This window comes from Caballeronia sp. ATUFL_F1_KS4A (assembly GCF_023630905.1).
Lineage (GTDB): Bacteria > Pseudomonadota > Gammaproteobacteria > Burkholderiales > Burkholderiaceae > Caballeronia > Caballeronia zhejiangensis.
Window position 1 is genome coordinate 614,544 of sequence record NZ_JALQEB010000001.1, and the last position, 18,776, is coordinate 633,319.

14 protein-coding genes are annotated in these 18,776 nt (G+C 65.3%); 11 read left to right on the forward strand and 3 right to left on the reverse strand.

From position 1 onward, the window contains the following. Positions 1 to 13 precede the first annotated feature (13 nt). The gene (locus NCS03_RS02885; RefSeq protein ID WP_008351320.1) at positions 14 to 1,201 is read left to right on the forward strand and encodes a 5-(carboxyamino)imidazole ribonucleotide synthase; all 1,188 of its coding nucleotides are present in this window, start codon (positions 14 to 16) and stop codon (positions 1,199 to 1,201) included. A 20-nt stretch (positions 1,202 to 1,221) separates the two neighbouring features. After that, complete coding sequence (locus NCS03_RS02890; RefSeq protein WP_250528731.1) at positions 1,222 to 2,241, forward strand: L-threonylcarbamoyladenylate synthase; 1,020 nt, start codon at positions 1,222 to 1,224, stop codon at positions 2,239 to 2,241. Positions 2,242 to 2,472: 231 nt separating this feature from the next. Here NCS03_RS02890 and NCS03_RS02895 read toward each other — a convergent pair whose 3' ends face one another. Further along, positions 2,473 to 3,576: an SGNH/GDSL hydrolase family protein gene (locus tag NCS03_RS02895; protein WP_008351318.1), complete on the reverse strand. Its 1,104-nt coding sequence runs from the start codon at positions 3,574 to 3,576 to the stop codon at positions 2,473 to 2,475. A 223-nt stretch (positions 3,577 to 3,799) separates the two neighbouring features. Beyond that, positions 3,800 to 5,398: a D-alanyl-D-alanine carboxypeptidase/D-alanyl-D-alanine endopeptidase gene (gene dacB / locus NCS03_RS02900; RefSeq protein WP_033536528.1), complete on the reverse strand. Its 1,599-nt coding sequence runs from the start codon at positions 5,396 to 5,398 to the stop codon at positions 3,800 to 3,802. Between the two features lie 262 nt (positions 5,399 to 5,660). On the opposite strand from dacB, the gene NCS03_RS02905 reads away from it, so the two are divergent. The 6 genes from NCS03_RS02905 to NCS03_RS02930 all read left to right on the forward strand — a co-directional run bounded on the left by NCS03_RS02905 (position 5,661) and on the right by NCS03_RS02930 (position 11,285). Then, a complete protein-coding gene (locus NCS03_RS02905; RefSeq protein WP_008351316.1) occupies positions 5,661 to 6,323 on the forward strand; it encodes a response regulator in 663 nt (220 codons plus the stop codon). After that, complete coding sequence (locus NCS03_RS02910; RefSeq protein ID WP_034470724.1) at positions 6,323 to 7,624, forward strand: ATP-binding protein; 1,302 nt, start codon at positions 6,323 to 6,325, stop codon at positions 7,622 to 7,624. Before NCS03_RS02905 ends, NCS03_RS02910 begins: the two co-directional genes overlap by 1 nt. A 133-nt stretch (positions 7,625 to 7,757) precedes the next feature. Beyond that, positions 7,758 to 9,263: a DegQ family serine endoprotease gene (locus tag NCS03_RS02915; protein WP_008351314.1), complete on the forward strand. Its 1,506-nt coding sequence runs from the start codon at positions 7,758 to 7,760 to the stop codon at positions 9,261 to 9,263. A gap of 140 nt (positions 9,264 to 9,403) precedes the next feature. Beyond that, on the forward strand, positions 9,404 to 9,898 hold the full coding sequence (locus NCS03_RS02920) for a hypothetical protein (RefSeq protein ID WP_008351312.1): 495 nt from the start codon (positions 9,404 to 9,406) through the stop codon (positions 9,896 to 9,898). Between the two features lie 143 nt (positions 9,899 to 10,041). Beyond that, entirely contained in the window at positions 10,042 to 10,419 is a 378-nt protein-coding gene (locus NCS03_RS02925) for a DUF427 domain-containing protein (protein WP_008351311.1), read from the forward strand. 74 nt (positions 10,420 to 10,493) lie between these two features. Beyond that, positions 10,494 to 11,285 (forward strand): SRPBCC family protein, encoded by a 792-nt coding sequence (locus NCS03_RS02930; protein ID WP_250433807.1) that lies wholly within the window; start codon positions 10,494 to 10,496, stop codon positions 11,283 to 11,285. Positions 11,286 to 11,295: 10 nt separating this feature from the next. Here the strand turns inward: NCS03_RS02930 and NCS03_RS02935 are convergent, their stop codons facing one another. Then, on the reverse strand, positions 11,296 to 11,940 hold the full coding sequence (locus NCS03_RS02935) for a TetR family transcriptional regulator (RefSeq protein WP_033536527.1): 645 nt from the start codon (positions 11,938 to 11,940) through the stop codon (positions 11,296 to 11,298). Positions 11,941 to 12,389: 449 nt separating this feature from the next. Here NCS03_RS02935 and NCS03_RS02940 point away from each other — a divergent pair, with 449 nt between their 5' ends. The 3 genes from NCS03_RS02940 to NCS03_RS02950 are packed head-to-tail and all read left to right on the forward strand — an operon-like array spanning position 12,390 to position 18,357. Continuing rightward, the gene (locus NCS03_RS02940) at positions 12,390 to 13,649 is read left to right on the forward strand and encodes an efflux RND transporter periplasmic adaptor subunit (RefSeq protein WP_034470730.1); all 1,260 of its coding nucleotides are present in this window, start codon (positions 12,390 to 12,392) and stop codon (positions 13,647 to 13,649) included. 15 nt (positions 13,650 to 13,664) lie between these two features. After that, positions 13,665 to 16,829, forward strand: a complete 3,165-nt coding sequence (locus NCS03_RS02945) for an efflux RND transporter permease subunit (RefSeq protein WP_250433812.1) — start codon at positions 13,665 to 13,667, stop codon at positions 16,827 to 16,829. Between the two features lies 1 nt (position 16,830). Beyond that, positions 16,831 to 18,357 (forward strand): efflux transporter outer membrane subunit, encoded by a 1,527-nt coding sequence (locus tag NCS03_RS02950; RefSeq protein WP_008351304.1) that lies wholly within the window; start codon positions 16,831 to 16,833, stop codon positions 18,355 to 18,357. Positions 18,358 to 18,776: the final 419 nt, after the last annotated feature.

Consider the following 18,776-nt stretch of genomic DNA (forward strand, 5'->3'; position numbering starts at 1 on the left):
ATCTGGCCCAACGATGAATCCACAAAACTCCCCGATCTCTCCCATCCTGCCGGGCGCATGGCTCGGCATGGTCGGCGGCGGCCAGCTCGGCCGCATGTTCTGCTTCGCCGCGCAATCGATGGGCTATCGCGTCGCCGTTCTCGATCCGGATGAGACGAGCCCCGCTGGCGCCGTCGCGGATCGCCATATCCGCGCCGCCTACGACGACCGCGCCGCGCTCACGGAACTCGGCCGACTGTGCGCGGCAGTATCGACGGAATTCGAGAACGTGCCGTCCGCCAGCCTCGAATTTCTCGCGTCGTGCACGTTCGTGAGCCCGGCGGCGAGTTGCGTGGCGATCGCGCAGGATCGCGTCGCGGAGAAACGCTTCATCGCGGAATCGGGCGTGCCGGTCGCGCCGCATGTCGTGATCGAATCGACGGAAGCGCTCGCCGCGCTGCCCGACGAGAAGATCGCGGCCGTGCTGCCGGGCATTCTCAAGACCGCGCGTCTCGGCTATGACGGCAAGGGGCAGGTCAGCGTGCGCAACGTCGCGGAATTGCGCAACGCGCATGCGTCGCTGTCGGGCGTGCCGTGCGTGCTGGAAAAGCGCATGCCGCTGAAGTACGAAGTGTCCGTGCTGATCGCGCGCGGCGGCGACGGCAAATCGGCCGTGTTTCCGCTCGCGCAGAACGTGCATGTGAACGGCATTCTCGCGAGGACGGTCGTGCCCGCCCCCGATGCGCCCGATGCGCTCGTCGCGCAGGCGCAGGACGCCGCGCTGACGATCGCCGCGAAGCTCGGTTACGTCGGCGTGCTGTGCGTCGAATTCTTCGTGCTGGAAGACGGCTCGCTCATCGCCAACGAAATGGCGCCGCGCCCGCACAATTCCGGCCACTACACCGTCGATGCCTGCGCCACGAGTCAATTCGAGCAGCAGGTGCGCGCGATGACCGGCATGCCGCTCGGCGACACGCGCCAGCATTCGCCGGCCGCGATGCTGAATCTGCTCGGCGATATCTGGTTCGATGGCGACAAGGCGCGTTCGCCCGCGTGGGCGGAAGTCGCCGCGATGCCGGCGGCGCGGCTGCATCTGTACGGCAAGGAAGAGGCGCGCCGGGGCCGCAAGATGGGCCACATCAACTTCACGGCGGCGACGCTCGAGGAAGCGCGCACGGCGGCGCGTGACTGCGCGCGCATGCTGCATATCCCGCTCGATTGAGTTTTTTCGTAGTAGAAGCAATGACCATCATCTATCCGAGCGCCGCGCAGATCGACGAAGCCGCGGCCCTGCTCGATGCCGGCGAACTCGTCGCGTTTCCGACCGAGACGGTCTACGGGCTTGGCGGCGACGCCGAGAATCCCGAGGCCATCGCGCGCATCTATGCGGCGAAAGGGCGGCCGGCGAATCATCCGGTGATCGTGCATCTCGCGCCCGAGGCTGATCCGGGCTATTGGGTGCGCGAGTTGCCCGCCGATGCGCAGAAGCTCATCGATGCGTTCTGGCCCGGTCCTTTGACGCTGATTCTCAAGCGCGCCGCGCATATTCCGGCGGCGGTCAGCGGCGGACAGGATTCGGTGGGCGTGCGGTGCCCGTCGCATCCGGTGGCGCAGCAATTGTTGTCGGCGTTTCATCGGCGGCGAACGGGGACGGGCAAGCAGGGCGGCGTCGCGGGGCCGTCGGCGAACCGTTTCGGGCATGTGAGTCCGACGACCGCGCAGCACGTTCGCGACGAGTTCGGCGATGCCGTGCATGTGCTCGATGGCGGCGCGGCGGATGTCGGCATCGAATCGACGATTCTGGATTTGTCGCGGGGCTTTCCGGCGCTGCTGCGGCCGGGACATGTGAGTCCGCGGCAGATCGCGGATGTCATCGGGATCGCGCCGAAGCTGCCGGATGGATCGGATGCGACCGCGCCGCGTGCTTCCGGGACGCTGAAGGCGCATTACGCGCCGCGCACGCCGCTTTTGCTGCTGCCGTTCGCGTCGATCGAGCCGTTGCTTCGTAATCGTGACGGGAAGATTGCGCTGGTGGCGCGGGCGTCGAGCGCGGGGGAATGGGCGCGGGCTGCCGATGTTCACTTCGTGGCGGCGCCTGAGGATCCGCAGACTTACGCGCGCGATCTTTATGGCTTGCTGCGGGCGCTGGATCGGGCCAATGTCGAGCGGATTCTGATCGAGAAGCTGCCGGAGACGGTGGAGTGGATTGCTGTCAACGATCGGCTTGGCAGGGCGGCGGCGGCGTTCGAGGCGGAAGAGTGATTACTGGACTTTGCGCCTGTTTGTGAAAGATGGGTTTGGGGGATTTTGCTTTCCGGTCAGGAAGTTATGATGCAGGGGTTCCTCCGCGTGCGCGGAGATAGACCGTACTAGAACGTCAAACTGGACCGTATCGACGAGTTCCTCCGCCCCGCAGAGCCTTTCTCACCGCAACAAAAAAACCGCTCGGGCGATCCCTCGCCCGAGCGGTTTTTCATCCTAAAACCCCAACCCTTACTTCCCCAACCCCGTCGCCGCAATCGTCTGCTCCGCGGCCTGCGCATACAGCGCGTGCAGATGCGTCGTCGGATGCACGGTATCGGCGTACATGTACGTCTGATCCGCGCCCGCGACCGTCAACGTTTCCGGCGAGCAGAACAGCGACGTCGCGAAATCCTGCGGATTCGGCTCGCCGTACTTCTGCGCGGCCGCGGCCATCGCCTTCAGGTTGCACGCGGTGCCCGTATTCGACACCGTGAAGCCCAACTGCTGATAGTTCGCGGTGATCTGCGCCAGCTTCGGCGGCGTATCGAGGTAGATGACTTTCGACTTGATGTTGAGCGCCTGCAACGTCTGATCGAGCGCAGTATTGAACCCGATCGAAGCGCTCGAAAGACCGGCGCGCGTGACCGCGTCGCTCATCGTGCCCTGCGGCGTCGTACCGATATCCGGCACGTTCGATACCAGCACATGCGTCGCGCCGTGCTGCAGGATCGTCGCGACGATTCCGCCGAGTTGCTTGGCCGCCGTGATGATCGCAGTGGATGCATCGGCCTGCGAGATCGCGCCGGCCTTAACCAACTGCAAGTTGTAAAGGACGTCGTTCGCGCCGCCATTCACGATGACGAGCTGATTCGCGTTGAAACTGCCGTGCGCCGCAAGGTAGTTCTGCACTTGCGTCGCGACCGGCACGGTCAACGCGCCCGCGTAGCTGTTCGGATCCGTGGCGTGACCGATGCCCATGGGATTCGTCACGCGCGCGCCGCCTTGCGCATAGCCGAGTCCCGACTGATTCGTCGGCGCAACCCCAAACCCCCCCGTCATCGCCGGCGTCAACGTATCGCCGTAATACTGCGCGACGTTCTGCACCCACACCTGACCCGGATTCGTCGTGAACCGTCCGCCGCCGAAGTTCGCGGCCGCGACCGGCGCATACGTGCCGACATCGGAAAGGCTGTCGCCGAACGACACCACTTGCAGCTTCACGCCGCCCGCGGGCGTCGAATTGTTGTCATCGCCGCCGCCGCCGCACGCGGCGATCAGGGCGAAGGCCGCGCTGGCCGTCGCGACTTGGGCAAAGCGCACCAGTGCGGCGCGCGTCGAGCGTTGCTTCTTCATGACCTCGTCTCCCTTCTTACCTGTTTTCTAGTTCGATTACGGCGTCAGACCGTGTCGCGGTCTTCATGCCGCTAGCTGCGAGTTTAAGCGATGCCGCGCGCCATCCTGGCGCGCGCGCAGCTTACGGCCGAGCGCCGTGCCCGACAGCGTACACGCGGCGCGCGTCTTTCCGAACGCGACTTCGTAGAAGAAATCTTCGGTGTTTGCAGACGCCCGTGCCCGCTCAATCCGCCACGCCCGGCCGACGCGCGCCTTCGTAGACCCATTCGAGCAGCGCATCGTGCGCGGCGCGCGCGGCCTCGGCGCGCGGATCGTTGATGAAACTCACGACCACATAGCTCTCGCCGTTCGCCGCGCCGACATAGCCCGCGATCGCGCGCACGTCGCGCAGCGTGCCGGTCTTGATGTGCGCGTTGCCGAGCGCGCCCGCGTTCGTTAGACGGTTGCGCATGGTGCCGTCGACGCCCGCGATCGGCAGCGATTCGACGAACACCTGCGCGACCGGACTCGCGTTCGCGGCCATCAGCAGATCGGCGAGCGAGATCGCGGAAATATGCTCGTCGCGCGAAAGGCCCGAGCCGTTGTCGAGCACGAGACCGTTCATCGGCAGGGCGCTGCGTTTCAGGAACGCCTGGATCGCCGTCGCCGATTTCGCCGTCGTCGCGGGCGGCTTCAGTTGCGCCGCGCCGATCGTCAGGAACAGGTTGCGCGCCATCACGTTGTTGCTGAACTTGTTGATGTCGCGCACGACATCGGACAGCACCGGACTGCGATGCGTGCCGACGAGGCGCGCATTCGACGGCGTCGGGCCTTCGCGCGTCGTGCCTGCGAACGTGCCGCCCGCCTGCTTCCAGAGCGCGAGGAAACCGCCCGCGAAGAAGGTCGAATGATCGAGCGCCGCGACGTTGATCGTGCGCGAGCCGCAACGCAGCGGATAGTCGCCGACGAACGACGCCTGCACGAAGCCGCCCTGCGTCTGCGCGACGCTCGGCGACGCCGCCGAAAGCGAGCCGACGCACGCGCCGCGCGTCACGCGCAGTTCGTTGTCGATCTGAAGTTGCGCGAGTTGCGGCAATACGTCGATGGATACTTGTCCGTCGGCGTTGGGCGTCAGCGTGAAGGACAGCGATTTGAACGCGTAAAGCAGCGGATCGGGGCCGACGTTGTAGGGCGCGCTGTCGTCGTTGTCGAACGCGGGCAGATCGCGCGTCGACGCGTCGAAGTAGCGCTTGTCGAGCACGAGCGCGCCGTCGATGCCCGTGATGCCGTTCTTGCGAATCTGATCGACGAGATCGATCAGCTCTTCCGGCACGAGCTTCGGATCGCCCGTACCCTGAATGTACAGATTGCCGTGCAGCACGCCTTGCGCATCGAGCTGGCCGTCGGCGTACGCGGTCGTCTTCCAGCGATAGTCCGGGCCGAGCATCGAAAGGCCCGAGAAGGTCGTGACGAGCTTCATCGTCGATGCGGGCAGCATCGGCTCGTTCGCGTTCACCGAGACGAGCGGCAGCGGCGCGCCGACACGCTGCACGACGACGCTCATCGACGACAGCGGCACATGCGCGTGCGCGAGCGCCGTCATCACCGATGCGGGCAGCGGGCCGGCCGGCACGACCGCTTTCGCCGCGCGCTCGGCTTTCGCGCGCTTCGACTTCGCCCCGCCGATGGCCGCGCGCTGCGGCGCGTGACCTTGCGCATCGGCCTTCGAGCCGCCGCCGCGCGCATCGGCATCCGGCATATGGCCGAGGGCCGCGCAGGCGAACGCTGCGGCGAGAGCGTACGAAGACAATCGGCGAGAGAAGGAACGGAAAACGGGCGGCATGGACGAGCGTTGTTCTTGGCTGGATGACGAGCGGCGGCGCGTGGCCGGGCGGGGTCGCGCCGCGAGGAAGCGGCTATTGTAGACAAGCTGGCTTGCGGAAATCGTACGGGTAAAAAATCATTGCACGACGCGCTTCGGGTGCGGCATGCGGTTGTCCTCCGATGCTGGACGATCGGCGCCGTTAAGTCCCGTTTAAGCCCCGCGCGGATACAATGACTCGCGGCCCCCGGCTGCCCCACGTAACCATCAACAGACATGTGCCATGCGAATCCTGCTTGTCGAAGATGACCGGATGATCGCCGAAGGCGTGCGCCGTGCGCTGCGCGCGGACGGCTTCGCAGTCGACTGGGTCCAGGACGGCGAGGCCGCGCTCACGGCGGTCGCGGGCGAGTCCTACGATCTGATGCTGCTCGATCTCGGCCTGCCCAAGCGCGACGGCCTCGACGTATTGAAGACCCTGCGCGCGCGTTCGAACTCGCTGCCGGTGCTGATCGTGACGGCGCGCGACGCCATCGCGGACCGCGTCAAAGGACTCGACGCCGGCGCAGACGATTACCTCGTCAAACCTTTCGATCTCGACGAACTCGGCGCGCGCATGCGTGCGCTGATCCGCCGTCATGCGGGGCGCGGCGAATCGCTCGTTCGGCACGGTGAACTGACGCTCGATCCGGTCGGTCATCAGGTGACGCTCGCGGGCAATCCCGTGTCGCTGTCGGCACGCGAATTCGCGCTGCTCGAAGCGCTGATGGCGCGGCCCGGCGCAGTGCTGTCGAAGAGCCAGCTCGAAGAAAAGATCTACGGCTGGGGCGAGGAAATTGGCAGCAATACGGTCGAGGTCTACATCCATTCGCTGCGCAAGAAGCTCGGCGCCGATCTCATCCGCAACGTGCGCGGCCTCGGCTACATGGTCGCGAAGGACGCCTGATGCGGTCGATCCGCCGGCAATTGCTGATCTGGCTGCTTGCGCTCGTGATCGTCGGCGTGGGCTTCGCGGGCTGGCTCATTTACCGGCAGGCGCTCGCCGAAGCCAACGAACTCTTCGACTATCAGCTTCAGCAGATCGCGGCCGCGCTGCCGTCCGAGCCGTTTTCTTCGGTGCTCAGTTCGCGCAGCGAAAGCGACGAAGGCGTCGTCATCCAGATCTGGAATCGCAACGGCGCGCTGATGTACTTCTCGCATCCGCGCGTGCCGCTCGCGCCGCATGCCGAACTCGGCTTCTCCACGGAGATGACGCCGCGCGGCGAATGGCGCGTATATAGCGCGATCGTCGGCGATAACGTCGTGCAGCTCGCGCAGCCGCTGTCGATCAGAAATCGCGTCGCGGCGGGCGTCGCGTGGCGCACGCTGTGGCCGCTCGTGCTGCTGCTGCCGCTGCTCGGGCTCGCGATCTGGGTGATCGTCGGGCTCGGGCTCGCGCCTTTGCAACGCGTCACGCGCGCGCTCGACACGCGTCATCCGGAAGCGCTCGATCCGCTGCCGGATCGGCCGCTGCCGCAGGAAGTGCGGCCGGTCGTGCGTGCGCTGAATGCGCTGCTGTCGCGCTTGTCGGCGGCGCTCGACACGCAAAAGGCCTTCGTCGCCGATGCCGCGCACGAGCTTCGGACGCCGCTCGCCGCAGTGCAGATTCAGGCGCAGCTCGTCGCGCGCGCGCAGGATGACGAAACGCGTCGCGAGGCGCTCAGGGATCTGCACGAAGGCATCGCGCGCGCGACGCGGCTTGCGGAGCAACTGCTGGCGCTCGCCCGCTCGGAACCGGATGGCAAGGCGGCGTTCGCATCGGTCGATCTCGCCGCGCTGCTCGAATCATGCGTGCGCGGCTCGGTGCTGGTGGCGCAGCAACGCGGCGTCGATCTCGGCATCGAGGAGAGCGAACCGGCGACCGTGAACGGCGATCCCGATTCGCTGCGCGTGATGTTCAACAATCTCATCGACAACGCGACGAAGTACACGCCTCGCGGCGGCCGCGTGGACGTGTGCCTTCGTCTCGCCGATGGCCGTCCCGTCGTCGAAATCTCCGATACCGGACCGGGCATTCCTCAAGAAGAGCGAGAAAGGGTGTTCGACCGGTTTTATCGCGTGGGCGAAGGGGCGAATCGCGCGCGCACGGATGTGTCCGGCAGCGGCCTCGGGCTCGCGATCGTGAAGCGGATCGCGCAGCAGCATGGCGCGACGGTGACGCTGGCGGAGTCGAGCGCGGGCGGTCTCAAGGTGGCCGTAACGTTCTGATGCGCGTGGCCGCCGCGCCGAAGCAAGCCGCTCTTTCTCCTCTTTTAAGAGCGGTTTAAGCGACGCCCCGTAACCTTGCTCCATCGATAAAGCGCGCTCCGTGAGAGCGCATCCCTCGTCAGGAGCACACACGATGAAAGCGAAGATTCTTACCCGCAGCGCCGTCGCGGCTGCCGTTGCCGTCGCCTTGTCGGCGGGTTACGTGGCGGGTCATAACAACGTTCCTGCACCGCAAGTCATCGCGCCCGCGCAAGCCGCCGCGATGATGCCCGCCGAAGCCGCGGCCAAGACGGGCATCCCCGATTTCTCCGGTCTCGTGGAAACGTATGGCCCGGCCGTCGTCAACATCAGCGCGAAGCACGTCGTCAAGCAGACGTCCGCGCGCAGCGGCCAGAATCAGTTGCCGATGGACCCCGACGATCCCTTCTATCAGTTCTTCAAGCGCTTCGGCGGCATGCCCGGCTTCGGCGGCGGCGATGGCGGCCCGCGCGCGGATCGTCCGAGCGAAGGCCTCGGCTCCGGCTTCATCGTCAGCAGCGACGGCTACATCCTCACCAACGCGCACGTCGTCGATAACGCGAACGTCGTCACCGTGAAGCTCACGGACAAGCGCGAATACCGCGCGAAGGTCATCGGCGCGGACAAGCAGTCGGACGTCGCCGTGCTGAAGATCGACGCGAAGAGCCTGCCGACGGTGAAGATCGGCGATCCGAACGGCAGCAAGGTCGGCCAGTGGGTCGTCGCGATCGGCTCGCCGTACGGGTTCGACAACACGGTGACGTCGGGCATCATCAGCGCGAAGTCGCGCGCGCTGCCCAACGAGAACTACACGCCGTTCATCCAGACCGACGTGCCGGTGAATCCGGGCAACTCCGGCGGGCCGCTTTTCAATCTGCAAGGCGAAGTGATCGGCATCAATTCGATGATCTATTCGCAGACGGGCGGCTTCCAGGGCCTTTCGTTCGCGATCCCGATCAATGAGGCGATCAAGGTCAAGGACGCGCTCATCAAGACGGGTCACGTCGATCGCGGCCGTCTCGGCGTGACGGTGCAGGGCATGAATCAGACGCTCGCGAATTCCTTCGGCATGAAGTCGCCGCAAGGCGCGCTCGTGAGCTCGGTCGAGCCGGGCGGGCCGGCCGCGAAGGCGGGTCTGCAACCGGGCGACGTCATCACGGCGCTCAACGGCGAGCCGGTCACGGACTCGACCTCGCTGCCGTCGCAGGTCGCGGGTCTCGCGCCGGGCACGTCCGCGAAGGTCACGGTGTGGCGCGACAAGAGCGCGAAGGATCTCAGCGTGACCATCGGCGCGTTGAAGGACACGAAGACCGCGAGCGCGAAGACCGGCGGCGGTGACGAATCGTCGGCGCAGGATGCGCGCCTCGGCGTCGCGGTGCGTCCGCTTACGCCGGAAGAAAGGCAGAACGATTCGCTCTCGCGCGGCCTGCTCGTGCAGCAGGCGGGCGGCGCGGCAGCGAACGCGGGCATTCAGCCGGGCGACGTGATTCTCGCCGTCAACGGCCAGCCGGTGACGTCCGTGCAACAGTTGAAGTCGATGGTTCAGCACGCGGGCGACAGCATCGCGCTCCTGATCCAGCGCGACGACGCGCAGATCTTCGTGCCTGTCGATCTCGGCTGACGCAGCGCATCGGCGGCCGCGACGCGGGCACGAAGCATGCTCCCGGGTTCCCTGGTGCCCCATCGCGTGAAACCGACGCATCGGGCGTGACGCCGCCGGCGCTTTCGAGCGCGGCGGCATCGGAAAAAGGAGCTGAAAACATGACGAGCAGAACCACGGGCAGGCTGGCGGCCGCGCTTCTCGTTGCGGCGGCGAGCGCGAGCATGGCGGGCAGCGCCTGGGCGCAGCAGGCGAGCGGCGCCTCGGGCGGCACGGCGACCGATTTGTCGAGCGCCGGCAACACCAACGGCGGCGGCCTGCCGCAGATCGAGCAGCAAGGCGACGTTTCGTATACGTCGGGCGGCGTCGGCCTCGACGAGTCGCGCGCATTGTTGCGCGAACAGGCGCACTGGCCGCTATCGCTGCGCTTCACGGGTCCGACTTCCGATTACCTTTCGGGCGTGCATGTGCGCGTCGTCGGCGGCAAGGGCGGCGAGGTGCTGTCCACGGAATCGATGGGACCGTACATGCTCGTCAAGCTGCCGCCCGGCAACTATACGGTCTACGCGAAGTACAAGGATCAGGAGAAAAAGCAGGCCGTGACGGTCGCGGGGCCGGGCAAGGCCAAGGCGGCATTCCACTGGAACATTCAGTAAGCGCGGGCGTCGAAAGGGAAACGCCCGGGCTGTCGAAAGCGCTCACGCAGGATCCGAAGTTTGTCTCATAATTAAGCCACGGGTGTCTCGATGACTCGTGGCTTTTTCTTTGGAAGCCGGTTCTTACGCGGAGGGGCAGCACGATGGGCACGGAACTGAACGTCGGGCACGAAACGGCGCATCACATCGAGATCACGCTGAACGGCCGGCGCTGCCGCGTGATCCATCAGGGCGTGACCTACGCCGATACGCACGCATCCCTCACGCTCGTCGAGCAGGGCGCGGAGAAAGTGCACTACTTTCCGCGCGCCGACGTGAACATGGCGCGCCTCGAACGCTCGATTCACACCACGCACTGCCCGACGAAGGGCCAGGCGACGCACTATCATCTGCTGACCGAAGACGGCCCGGTCGAGAACGCCGCGTGGAGCTACGAAGCGCCGCTCGACGCCGCCGCGAAAATCAAGGGCTATCTCGCGTTCTACGGTTCGCGCGTCGATCGCATCGACGAGACTTCCTAGGCGCGCATCCGAACAGACACCTTACATCCGCTCCGCCATAACGAACGCATGCGATCCTTGTCCCGGAGGCTCGAATGGAAGTCACCGATGCGCTGTGCGTTCCGCTCGATTGCGCGCACGTCCGCGAGGCGCTCTCCGATCTCGCGTTGCTGCGCGCGAGCCTCGACAATTGCGAATCGTTCACGCGCACGCCCAACGGCGAGTATGTCCTCACGCTGATCGTGCCGCTCGGCGCGCTGCGGGCGCGCTACGAAATTCGCGCGCACGCCGCCGGGCGCACGCGACAGGCGGCGCATGAAGAAGGGGAAAGCGACGCGTCGCACGACGGCGCGTACGCGCGCACGCTGAGCTTCAAGGCGCGCGGCGAAGGCGTCGGCTCATTGCGCGGGCAGATCGCGGTCGCGCTCAATCCCGATGACGACGGCGCCGCGACGTGGATCGAATACACCGTCTGGGCGACGGTCTCGGGACCGCTCGCCGGCTTGCCCGCGCGTCAGATCGAAAACGCGCTTCGTGAAGGCGCCGACGATTTCTTCGCCGAGTTCTGCGAAGTGGTGCGTGCGAAGCACGGCTTGCCGTCGATGCGCGCGGCAGGCGCAAGCGCCGAGCGCCGGCATGTGTTCTTGCGGCCGGGCGCGATGTCGGCGGCGTTCTCGCGTCGCTCGGGCGCGATGCGCGGGCACTCCGCCGACGCCCACGCGAGCGGCGTGCTGCGGCATCGGCTGCACGGACACGGATTCGTGCACAACGACCGCGATCATTCCCACGATCCGCATCCGCTCGGCCTGCCGATATGGGCGTGGGCGGCGATGCTCGTGTGCATCGCGCTGTTCGCGTATTTCGCGCAGCACATCGGTTCGCAATAGACGGCGCGAATCAGGCGCTCGCGGGCATCAGCAGCGACGGGCTGCAGCGCAATGCGTCGAAGCATGCGTCGATGAGCGCTTCGGCGTCGCGTTCCGGATGAACGATGTCGGGCAGCATCAGCGAATCGTGCAGGATGCCCGTGAAGAGACAGTGGAGCATGGTCATCGCGCGGCGCGTGTCGAGCGTCGCCGGAAGCTGCTTCTTTTCGACGGCGTTGCGCAGCGCGCGCTCGATGCGCTCCATGCCGTCGCGCATGTTGTTCTGATGCCGCTCGCGCACCGGCCCCATTTCCTCGACGAATTCGCATTTCATGAAGAGGATGTCGAAGACGCGGCGCCGCTGCTCGTCGGTCGTGATGTTGCGCATGCACCAGACGAAGAGTTCATGCAAACGCGCGAGCGGGTCTTCCTCCTTGCCGTCCAGCGTGGATTCCACGAGTTCGTCGAGCGGCAAAAGGCTGCGGTCGAACATCGCGTTGAAGAGATCGCCCTTGTTGGCGAAATGCCAGTAGATCGCGCCGCGCGTGACGCCCGCCGCCTGCGCGATGTCCGCGAGCGTCGTGCGCGATACCCCTTTTTCGTAGAAGACGCGCTCGGCCGCGTCGAGTACGCGGTTGCGCGTCAACTGCGCTTCTTCCTTGGTTCGTCTGACCATATCCTGCGGCCGGTGGCCGTCTGCTCCTGCTACTGCCGTTTGAAAGCCGCTCTGAGGACGACTCTGTCGAAGGTTCGTCGAACGTAATCGATTCCCCGGAGCGGTTTCTTCTCATCGCCAATGGGGAGAAACACGTACGGTTTTTTACATTCATTCGTGAATGTATATACAATACCACCCGTTTACGAATATTCACAAATTCATCCGGCGGGCGGATTTCGCATAAGCTTGCGTTTCCATTGCCCGTTCTGGCCGTCCTGTGGCCACGGGCGACGCCTCCGAGCGTCGCGCACGGGTATGAGGCGTCACGCGCAGGCTGGCGTCGCCGCTCACTCGCCGGACAAGTTGGTGTATTCACAGCGTCCCGAAGGACGCTCGTGCGCGGCGTTGCCCGGGGAAGGCCGCCGCGTGCCCAAACTTCACTCTCAGTCTTAGACAGAGGTCGCTCCATGCGCGTCGAACGGGTTCCACTCCGCTTAATCACCGCCGCGACGGCTGCCGTGTTCCTGGCAGCGTGCGGGCAAAAACAATCAGCGCCTCCGCCGCAAACGCCCGAAGTGGGTATCGTCACCGTGCAGCCGACGAGCGTGCCGGTCATCGTCGATTTGCCGGGCCGCACCAACGCCTATCTGGTCGCGCAAGTGCGCGCACGGGTCGATGGCATCGTGCTGCGCCGCGAGTTCACTGAAGGCTCCGAGGTCAAGGCCGGTCAGCGTCTCTACAAGATCGATCCGGCGCCGTACATCGCCGCGCTGAACAACGCCAAGGCGACGCTCGCGAAGGCGCAGGCGAACGTCGCGTCGCAGAACGCGCTCGTCGCGCGCTACAAGATCCTCGTCGCGGCCAATGCCGTGTCGAAGCAGGATTACGACAACGCCGTCGCGGCGCAAGGCCAGGCCGTCGCGGATGTCGCCGCGGGCAAGGCATCGGTCGATACCGCGCAGATCAACTTGGGCTACACCGACGTCGTCTCGCCTATCACCGGCCGCACCGGTCTCTCGCAGGTCACGCCGGGCGCCTACGTTCAGGCGAGCGCCGCGACGCTGCTCACGACCGTGCAGCAGCTCGATCCGATCTACGTCGATCTGACGCAATCGAGCGTCGAAGGCTTGCGCCTGCGCCGTCAGATTCAGGAAGGCCGTCTGCAGACCGAAGGCATCCACGCCGCGAAGGTCACGCTCCAGCTCGAAGACGGCCGCACGTACACCGAGCAGGGCAAGCTGCAGTTCTCCGACGTGAGCGTCGACCAGAGCACCGGTTCGGTGACGGTGCGCGCGATCTTCCAGAACAAGGACCGCGTGCTTCTGCCGGGCATGTTCGTGCGAGCGCGGATTCAGGAAGGCACGAACGACCACGCGCTCGTCGTGCCGCAGATCGGCGTCACGCATGACCAGAAGGGCACGCCGACCGCGCTCGTCGTCAACAAGGACAACAAGGTGGAACTGCGCCAGCTCGTCACGGGCAGCACGTTCGGCAACAACTGGGTGGTCGACAGCGGCCTGAACCCGGGCGACCGCGTGATCGTGAACGGCGTGGAGAAGGCGAAGCCCGGCATGCAGGTGAAGCCGGTCGACGCGAAATTCCCGTATCCCGTAGCCGGCGCATCGGATGCGCAGGCGGCATCGGCGCCGGCCAGTGCCAGCGGCGCGAGCGCTGCCAGCGGTCCGCAAGCCGCATCGGCCGCCTCCGCTGCATCGGGCGCGCAATAAAAGGGAGCCTGTTACATGGCAAAGTTTTTTATCGATCGACCGATCTTCGCGTGGGTGATCGCGATCATCCTGATGCTGGCGGGGATGGCGTCGATCTTCACGCTGCCGGTCGCGCAGTATCCGACGATCGCGCCGCCCGCGATCCAGATCAGCGCGACGTATCCGGGCGCATCCGCGAGCACCGTCGAAAACACGGTGACGCAGGTGATCGAGCAGCAGATGACCGGCCTCGACCACTTGCTGTACCTGTCGTCGACGTCCGATGACTCGGGCACGGCCACCGTCACGCTGACGTTCGCGGCGGGCACGAACCCGGACATCGCGCAGGTGCAGGTGCAGAACAAGCTGCAGCTCGCGACGCCGCTGCTTCCGCAAGTCGTGCAGCAGTTGGGCACGAAGGTCACGAAGTCGAGTTCGAGCTTCCTGCTCGTGCTCGCGTTCGTGTCCGAAGACGGCAGCATGAGCAAGTACGACCTCGCGAACTACGTGGCGTCGAACGTGGCGGATCCGCTCTCGCGTATCGACGGCGTCGGTACGACGACGCTGTTCGGCTCGCAGTACGCGATGCGCGTCTGGCTCGATGCGACCAAGCTCACGAACTTCGCGCTCACGCCTGTCGACGTGAAGAACGCGATCACGAACCAGAACGTGCAGGTGGCGGCGGGTGCGCTCGGCGGCACGCCGGCGGTGCCGGGGCAGATGCTCCAGGCGACCATCACGGAAGCGACGCTGCTGCGCACGCCCGAGCAGTTCGGCAACATCCTGCTGAAAGTGAATCAGGACGGCTCGCGCGTGTTGCTGAAGGATGTCGCGCGGATCGAACTCGGCGGCGAAAACTACAACTTCGATACGAAGTACAACGGACAGCCGACGGCCGGCTTCGGTATCCAGCTCGCGACGGGCGCGAACGCGCTCCAGACCGCGAAACTGGTCCGCCAGAAGATCGACGATCTGTCGAAATACTTCCCGCATGGACTGGTGGTGAAGTATCCGTATGACACGACGCCGTTCGTGCGACTGTCGATCGAGGAAGTGGTCAAGACGCTGATCGAAGGCATCGTGCTCGTGTTCCTCGTGATGTATCTGTTCCTGCAGAACCTGCGGGCGACGATCATCCCGACGATCGCGGTGCCGGTCGTTTTGCTCGGCACGTTCGCGATCATGTCGGCGGTGGGCTTCTCGATCAACGTGCTGTCGATGTTCGGCCTCGTGCTCGCGATCGGCCTGCTCGTCGACGATGCGATCGTGGTCGTGGAGAACGTCGAGCGGGTGATGTCGGAGGAGCATTTATCGCCGCGCGAAGCGACCCGCAAGGCGATGGGGCAGATCACCGGCGCGCTGGTCGGCGTGGCGCTCGTGCTGTCGGCGGTGTTCGTGCCGGTGGCCTTCTCCGGCGGCTCGGTCGGCGCGATCTACCGTCAGTTCTCGCTGACGATCGTCGCGGCGATGGTGCTGTCCGTCATGGTCGCGCTGATTCTCACGCCGGCGCTGTGCGCGACGATCCTGAAACCGCATCCGGAAGGGCACGAGCCCGAGAAGAAGGGCTTCTTCGGCTGGTTCAACCGCACGTTCAACAAGAGTCAGGAGAAGTATCACAGCGGCGTGCAGCACGTCATTCGCCGCTCGGGACGCTGGCTCATCATCTATATCGTCGTGATCGTCGCGGTGGGCATGCTGTTCCTGCGTCTGCCGAAGTCGTTCCTGCCCGATGAAGACCAGGGCACGATGTTCGTGCTCGTGAACGCGCCGTCCGGCTCCACGCAGGAGTACACCGCGCACGTTCTGAAGGACGTGCAGGACTATCTGCTGAAGGACGAGAAATCGATCGTCGAATCGGTCTTCACGGTGAACGGCTTCTCGTTCGCGGGCCGCGGCCAGAACTCCGGCCTCGTGTTCGTGCGGATGAAGGACTACGCGGAACGCCAGCACAGCGACCAGAAGGTGCAGGCGCTCGTCGGACGCATGTTCATGCACTTCGCGCCTTACAAGGACGCGATGATCTTCCCGGTCAATCCGCCTTCGATTCCGGAACTCGGCACGGCGGCGGGCTTCGACTTCGAGCTGCAGGATCGCGGCGGCCTCGGCCACGCGAAGCTGATGGAAGCGCGCAACATGCTGCTCGGCATGGCCGCGAAGGATCCGACGCTCGCACAGGTGCGTCCGAACGGCCTGAACGACACGCCGCAGTTCAAGGTGAATGTCGATCGCGAGAAGGCGAGCGCGCTCGGCATCGCCGTATCGGACATCGATCAGACATTCTCGATCGCGTGGGCGTCGCAGTACGTGAACAACTTCCTCGACGTCGACAACCGGATCAAGAAAGTCTACGTGCAGGGCGATGGTCCGTTCCGCATGAACCCGGACGACCTGAACAAGTGGTACGTGCGCAATGGCGCCGGAACGATGGTGCCGTTCGGCGCCTTCGCGACGGGCAACTGGACCTACGGTTCGCCGAAGCTCGAACGCTACAACGGCATCTCGGCGGTGGAAATCCAGGGCGCGGCGGCGGCGGGCAAGTCGACCGGCCAGGCGATGACCGCGATGGAAGCGATCGCGGCGAAGCTGCCGGCGGGCATCGGCTACGAATGGACGGGCCTTTCCTATCAGGAACGCCAGTCGGGTTCGCAGGCGCCGATTCTCTACGGCATCTCGATCCTCGTCGTGTTCCTGTGTCTCGCGGCGCTGTATGAAAGCTGGTCGATTCCGTTCTCGGTCATCATGGTCGTGCCGCTCGGCGTGCTCGGCGCGCTGCTCGCGGCGACGCTGCGCGGTCTGGAAAACGACGTGTTCTTCCAGGTCGGCCTGTTGACGACGGTGGGTCTGTCGGCGAAGAACGCGATTCTGATCGTGGAATTCGCGCGCGAGTTGCGGATTCAGGGCATGTCGACGGTCGAAGCGGCGATGGAAGCGGCGCGCCTGCGGTTGCGCCCGATCCTGATGACCTCGCTCGCGTTCATTCTCGGCGTGATGCCGCTCGCGATCAGTAACGGCGCGGGCTCGGCGAGCCAGCACGCGATCGGCACGGGCGTGATCGGCGGCATGTTGACCGCGACCTTCCTCGCCATCTTCATGATTCCGATGTTCTTCGTCGTTATCAGCAAGTTCAGCAAGAGCAAGGACGTGCCGGCGCCGGGTTCGTCGGGCGACATCGAAGGCACGAACGGTAAGGAAGGACACTGAGATGCTTAAACATTCCTTGATCGCGGCCGCCGTGGCGGTATTCGCCGCGGGCTGCACGCTCCAGCCGAAGTACGAGCGTCCGCCCGAGCCCGTCACGCAGACGTTTCCGGAAGGCGGCGTGTACGCGCACCAGCCGGATGCGAGTTCGAGCGCGAGCAACGGCCGCACGGCGAACGGCCAGAGCGCGCCGGACATCGGCTGGCGCGATTTCTTCGCCGATGCGCGCCTGCAGAAGATCGTCGAGCTCGCGCTGAAGAACAATCGCGACCTGCGCGTCTCGGTGCTCAACGTCGATGCGGCGCGCGCGCAGTATCAGATCACGCGCGCGGGTCTGTTCCCGACGCTCGATGCGGCCGCGTCGCAGACGAAGCAGCGCACGCCGAAGAATCTGTCGTTCTTCGGTAACACGATCTCGAACGAGTATTCGGTCGGCCTGAATGCGTCGTGGGAAATCGACTTCTTCGGGCGCATCCGCAGCCTGAAGGATCAGGCGCTCGCGCAATATCTGTCGACGGCGGAATCGCGCAAGGCGGCGGAGATCTCGCTGGTGTCGTCGGTGGCGGACCAGTATCTGACGATGCTCGCCTACGACGATCAACTCGTCGTCACGCAGAACACGCTCAAGACGGCGCAGGAGTCGTTCCGCATCACCAAGCTGCAATACGAGAACGGCACCGGCACCGAACTCGATCTGCGTCAGTCCGAAGGCGTGGTCGAGGAAGCGCAGGCGAATCTGCAGACGCAGTCGCGTTTGCGCGCGCAGGCGGAAAACGCGCTCGTGCTGCTCGTCGGGGAGCCGTTGCCTGCGGATTTGCCGGCCGGCATGCCGCTCGATACGCAGAATCTGCTCTCCGACATTCCCGCGGGTCTGCCGTCCGATCTGCTGACGCGCCGTCCCGATATCGCGGCGGCGGAGCAGTCGCTGCTCGCGGCCAACGCGAATATCGGCGCGGCGCGCGCGGCGTTCTTTCCGCGCGTCTCGCTGACGGGCAGCTTCGGCACGCTGTCGCCGACGCTCGGCGGCCTGTTCAAGCCGGGGTCGGCTGCGTGGTCGTTCGCGCCCCAGATCACGGTGCCGATCTTCGAGGGCGGCCAGAACAAGGCCAATCTCGATCTGGCGAACGTGCAGAAGCGCATCGAGATCGCCAACTACGAGAAGGCGATCCAGACCGCGTTCCGCGAAGTCGCGGACGGCCTCGCCGCGCGCGGCACCTTCGACGAGCAGATCAAGGCGCTCGAGCGCTTCGTCAATTCGCAGAGCCGGCGTCTGGAGCTGTCGGACCTGCGCTATCGCAATGGCGTGGACAGCTATCTGTCGGTGCTGACCGCGCAGACGGCGCTTTACGAAGCGCAGCAGCTGCTCATCACGGCGCGGCTGAATCGACTGACGAACCTCGTCGATCTGTATCAGTTCATGGGCGGCGGATGGATCGAGCGTTCCGGCGACGCGCCGCGTCCCGCCGATGCGCCCGTCGACTACGGCTCGCAAGGCGCGCCGCAAGCAGCCTCGGCGCCCGCGGCGAGCTGATTCGCCTAAAACCGTCGCACTCGAAGCCCGGCCGCGCCGGGCTTTTTTTCGCGCTTTCGAACTTGTTCCACATCGTTTTGCATCGATGTCTGGGTGATGCAACAGACTTGGCACATTGTTTCAGTTGCCATCAAAGATCCACACATCTGCCTACTCTTTAGTCTTCCTCACTGCGCGCGATAACTATAATCGGCTGCTTGCCGCAGTCGTGACGGCGCGATCCGTTCCATCGATCGTTCGAAAAAGTCGTTGACGAAGCTCGCCGCGAGCGTCGCATACATTCAGTTATCCCAAAAATATGGCCGCATTTCTTCCGAAAGCGGCCAGCCCCATCCAAGGCGCGCGGGCCGCACGAATGCCCCGGTCGCCGCGGTCAGCGACTTTCGCATCGCACGACAGCACATTGCGCGCGGCTCGCG

Excerpts from the sequence above, each read along its gene's own strand:
- NCS03_RS02885 (WP_008351320.1), top strand. The coding sequence starts at position 14 with ATGAATCCACAAAACTCCCCGATCTCTCCCATCCTGCCGGGCGCATGG.
- NCS03_RS02890 (WP_250528731.1), top strand. The coding sequence starts at position 1,222 with ATGACCATCATCTATCCGAGCGCCGCGCAGATCGACGAAGCCGCGGCC.
- NCS03_RS02895 (WP_008351318.1), bottom strand. The coding sequence starts at position 3,576 with ATGAAGAAGCAACGCTCGACGCGCGCCGCACTGGTGCGCTTTGCCCAA.
- dacB (WP_033536528.1), bottom strand. The coding sequence starts at position 5,398 with ATGCCGCCCGTTTTCCGTTCCTTCTCTCGCCGATTGTCTTCGTACGCT.
- NCS03_RS02905 (WP_008351316.1), top strand. The coding sequence starts at position 5,661 with ATGCGAATCCTGCTTGTCGAAGATGACCGGATGATCGCCGAAGGCGTG.
- NCS03_RS02910 (WP_034470724.1), top strand. The coding sequence starts at position 6,323 with ATGCGGTCGATCCGCCGGCAATTGCTGATCTGGCTGCTTGCGCTCGTG.
- NCS03_RS02915 (WP_008351314.1), top strand. The coding sequence starts at position 7,758 with ATGAAAGCGAAGATTCTTACCCGCAGCGCCGTCGCGGCTGCCGTTGCC.
- NCS03_RS02920 (WP_008351312.1), top strand. The coding sequence starts at position 9,404 with ATGACGAGCAGAACCACGGGCAGGCTGGCGGCCGCGCTTCTCGTTGCG.
- NCS03_RS02925 (WP_008351311.1), top strand. The coding sequence starts at position 10,042 with ATGGGCACGGAACTGAACGTCGGGCACGAAACGGCGCATCACATCGAG.
- NCS03_RS02930 (WP_250433807.1), top strand. The coding sequence starts at position 10,494 with ATGGAAGTCACCGATGCGCTGTGCGTTCCGCTCGATTGCGCGCACGTC.
- NCS03_RS02935 (WP_033536527.1), bottom strand. The coding sequence starts at position 11,940 with ATGGTCAGACGAACCAAGGAAGAAGCGCAGTTGACGCGCAACCGCGTA.
- NCS03_RS02940 (WP_034470730.1), top strand. The coding sequence starts at position 12,390 with ATGCGCGTCGAACGGGTTCCACTCCGCTTAATCACCGCCGCGACGGCT.
- NCS03_RS02945 (WP_250433812.1), top strand. The coding sequence starts at position 13,665 with ATGGCAAAGTTTTTTATCGATCGACCGATCTTCGCGTGGGTGATCGCG.
- NCS03_RS02950 (WP_008351304.1), top strand. The coding sequence starts at position 16,831 with ATGCTTAAACATTCCTTGATCGCGGCCGCCGTGGCGGTATTCGCCGCG.